5 protein-coding genes are annotated in these 3050 nt (G+C 66.3%); 3 read left to right on the top strand and 2 right to left on the bottom strand.

Annotated elements, in window-relative coordinates; all coding sequences use genetic code 11:
* Positions 1-240: hypothetical protein (locus tag VMR03_RS04540; protein ID WP_325402710.1), on the top strand; the 240-nt coding region annotated here is incomplete at its 5' end.
* Entirely contained in the window at positions 230-1198 is a 969-nt protein-coding gene (locus VMR03_RS04535) for an L-threonylcarbamoyladenylate synthase (RefSeq protein ID WP_325402708.1), read from the top strand. The genes VMR03_RS04540 and VMR03_RS04535, both read left to right, overlap by 11 nt.
* Before the next feature lie 2 nt (positions 1199-1200).
* Here the strand turns inward: VMR03_RS04535 and VMR03_RS04530 are convergent, their stop codons facing one another.
* Both VMR03_RS04530 and VMR03_RS04525 read right to left on the bottom strand, forming a co-directional pair.
* Positions 1201-1695, bottom strand: coding sequence for a TIGR00645 family protein (locus VMR03_RS04530; protein ID WP_325402706.1), 495 nt, complete (start codon positions 1693-1695; stop codon positions 1201-1203).
* Between the two features lie 60 nt (positions 1696-1755).
* Positions 1756-2634: a VOC family protein gene (locus tag VMR03_RS04525; protein ID WP_325402704.1), complete on the bottom strand. Its 879-nt coding sequence runs from the start codon at positions 2632-2634 to the stop codon at positions 1756-1758.
* A gap of 93 nt (positions 2635-2727) precedes the next feature.
* Here VMR03_RS04525 and VMR03_RS04520 point away from each other — a divergent pair.
* Positions 2728-3050: serine hydrolase domain-containing protein (locus tag VMR03_RS04520; protein WP_325402702.1), on the top strand; the 323-nt coding region annotated here is incomplete at its 3' end.

Raw genomic sequence — 3050 nt, 5'->3', positions numbered from 1 at the left:
TTCCATGACGTCGCGGGCAACCGCGATGCGATGAACAAGCTGCCGAAATTCATCTGGATGACCGGCGACGTCGTCGCGCGGCAGGCCTATGACGCTGTGATGGAAGGCCGCCCCGTCATCATCAATGGCGGCATCAATAATTTCATTGCGCTGCTGGCGCGCTTCCTGCCGCAACGCCTCGTCCATGCCCTGATGGCGAAGAACCAGCGCAACGCGAAGGCAAAGCCCCGTGGCGCCTGAACTGCTCATTGCGACCGCCGAGACCATCGCCCGCGCCGCCGACCTTATCCGCAATGGAAAGCTCGTCGCCTTCCCGACGGAAACCGTCTATGGCCTCGGCGCCGACGCGACGAACGACCGCGCGGTCGCGTCGATTTTCGAGGCGAAAGGCCGCCCGACATTCAATCCGTTGATCGTGCATGTCTCCGGCCACGAAGAGGCCGCCCGTCATGCGCGCTTCACGCCGCAAGCCGACGCGCTCGCCCGCGCCTTCTGGCCCGGCGGCATCACCCTCGTCCTGCCGCGCCGCGAGACGACGCCGATCTCGCTCCTCGTCAGCGCCGGTCTCGACACGGTCGCCCTCCGCGTCCCCGCACATCCCATCGCGCAGAAACTCATCCATGCCGCGGGCCGGCCGATCGCCGCGCCGTCGGCAAATGCCTCCGGGGAAGTGAGCCCGACACGCGCGGAGCATGTCGCCGCGTCGCTCGGCCATTCCGCCCTTCTCGCCATGATCCTCGATGGCGGCGCCTGCCCGCTCGGCCTTGAATCGACCGTCATCGGATTTCCCGAAAACGGCACGCCGACGCTGCTTCGTCCCGGCGCGGTGCCGCGCGAGGATATCGAGCGCGTGCTCGGGTCTCCGCTCGCCGCCGCCGACGTCGCCTCGGGCGAAACAGGCCGTTCGTCTCCCGGACAGCTTGCCAGCCACTACGCCCCGCATGCGCCGCTCCGTCTCGATGCGGACGACGTGCGCGACGGAGAATTGCTGCTCGGCTTCGGATCCTCCGGGGCCGCAGCCCTCAATCTTTCGCCGTCCGGCGATCTCGGCGAAGCGGCTGCCAATCTCTTCGCCATGCTGCGCGCGCTCGATGCGCGCGCCGACGGCAGCACCATTGCGGTTGCGCGCATTCCTGAGCGCGGCCTCGGCGAAGCGATCAATGATCGGCTGCGACGCGCCGCCGCACCGCGAAGCTAGAATTACTTCTTGAGCGACATGCGGTCGAGGAGGCCCAGCGCCACCGCCGAGCCGACAAAGGCCATGTGCATGATCGTCAGCCACATGATCTTGCCGTCCTCGAATTCGGACACGTTGAGGAACACCTGCAGAAGGTGGATCGAGGAGATCGCGACAATGGCCGACGCGACCTTCACCTTGAGACTGCCGGCGTCGAGTTTGCCGAGCCAGGAAAGATCGACCTTCGTGTCGTCGAACCGGCTGACGAAATTCTCGTAGCTCGAGATCATCACCATCAGGACGAGGCTTGCCACCAGCGCGGCGTCGATCAGGCCCAGCATCGCGAGGATCATCTCGGCCTCGTCGAGACTGAACGCCTCCATGAAGACCTTTGCGAGTTTCAGCACGAAGCTCGCGGCATAAAGCGCCAGCGCGGCCGCAAGGCCAAGATAGAAGACGACGAGCACCCAGCGGCTCGACAGAATGACGCGCTCGACCAGCAGTTCAACGGATTTCATAATACTCCCCGACGGTGACCAGCTCTTCGATATGGCATCGCCGCCGCGACTTGCCAAGGGTTAGCTCGCCACCGGTCCCACGAGCAGCACCGGCACGCCGCAGGTCGGCTTGCGGATCGTCGCGACCTCCGTTCCCTTCTTGCGGCCGACGCGAACCTCCGACACATCCGCCCCCTCCCGCGCGAGGCGGTCGCGCACGGCGCCGACACTCGCGGCGCGAAACGCCAGCCCCCAGAAGGCATCGACCTTGGGCGCCTTCTCCTTGTCCAGCGGCTCGACCACCTCGATCGTGACCCCGCCGACGCGAAAAAAGAGCTGGCGCACGCCCCATTCCGGCTTCGACTGGTCGAGCGCGAGACGTATGCCGAGCTGCTCGCCGAAAAGCTTTTTGCAGGCCTCCGCGTCCGGCGTCATCACGACCACGTGGTCGAGCGCCGAGATGGCGTCCTCGGCAGCGACGCCTTCGCGCAAGGGGGCAAGCGGCACGACATCGGGGGCGCCGATGGTCTCGTTGACGATGATCGGCAGATGCCGCGTGACATGCGGCGGCAGGATCACGCTGCGCCAGCGCCGGATCCGGCTGCCGCTCTTCGCCCCGCCTTCCGGCAGGGCCACGGCGGGCAGGCCTCGCCCCTTCAATTGCTCCGTCGCCGCGGCTGCATCGGAGGTCGCGAGGAAAAGCACCTGAATGCCCTCGCCCTGCTTTTCGAGATGTCGCGAGACGACGAGGCCCCAGGGTCCGTCGCCGGTCGGCGTCACCAGTTCGAGGCCGATATTGTCGAGCCGGTAGAGCACATGCGCCGTCCCGCCCCCGGGGTCCTCATGACGCCAGGACGGCGAACGGCCGAGAATGCGTGTATAAATCCGTTCGGCGTCCGCAAGATCGCGCACCGCGATGACGAGGCGCTCGACGGCGGTGACCAGTGGGGTTTCTGTCATGTCTCTCTCTGGAGGCTTGCCGCTTGAGCCGCCATGCTAGACTTTGATGTGCGCCCTGCGAAGCCTGCAATTCTGCGGACCAGATAATCCCTGATGAATATCGATCGGCAACTTCTCGACGACCGCCTCGAGGCCTACGGCGTCCCCGGCGCGTCCCTCGCCGTGTGGGCGAACGGCGCGCTGACGGAGGCCGCCTCCGGCGTGGTCAATATCGAGACGCGCGTGCCCGTGACGCCCGAGGCGCTGTTCCAGATCGGCTCGATCACCAAGCTCTATACCGCCGCGCTCTGCCTCCAGCTCGTCGAGGAAGGAAAGCTCGCGCTCGACGAGCCGATCCGCCGCTGGCTTCCGGAGTTCCGCGTCGCCGACGAAAGGGCGAGCGCGACGCTGACGCTGCGCCATCTGCTCAACCATAC

Source organism: Parvibaculum sp., from assembly GCF_035511255.1.
Taxonomy (GTDB): Bacteria; Pseudomonadota; Alphaproteobacteria; order Parvibaculales; family Parvibaculaceae; genus Parvibaculum.
This window is presented reverse-complemented; position numbering and strand designations above follow the sequence as displayed.

Bases quoted from the DNA above. Each gene is read 5' to 3' on its own strand.
- VMR03_RS04530 (WP_325402706.1), bottom strand. From the start codon at position 1,695: ATGAAATCCGTTGAACTGCTGGTCGAGCGCGTCATTCTGTCGAGCCGC.
- VMR03_RS04525 (WP_325402704.1), bottom strand. From the start codon at position 2,634: ATGACAGAAACCCCACTGGTCACCGCCGTCGAGCGCCTCGTCATCGCG.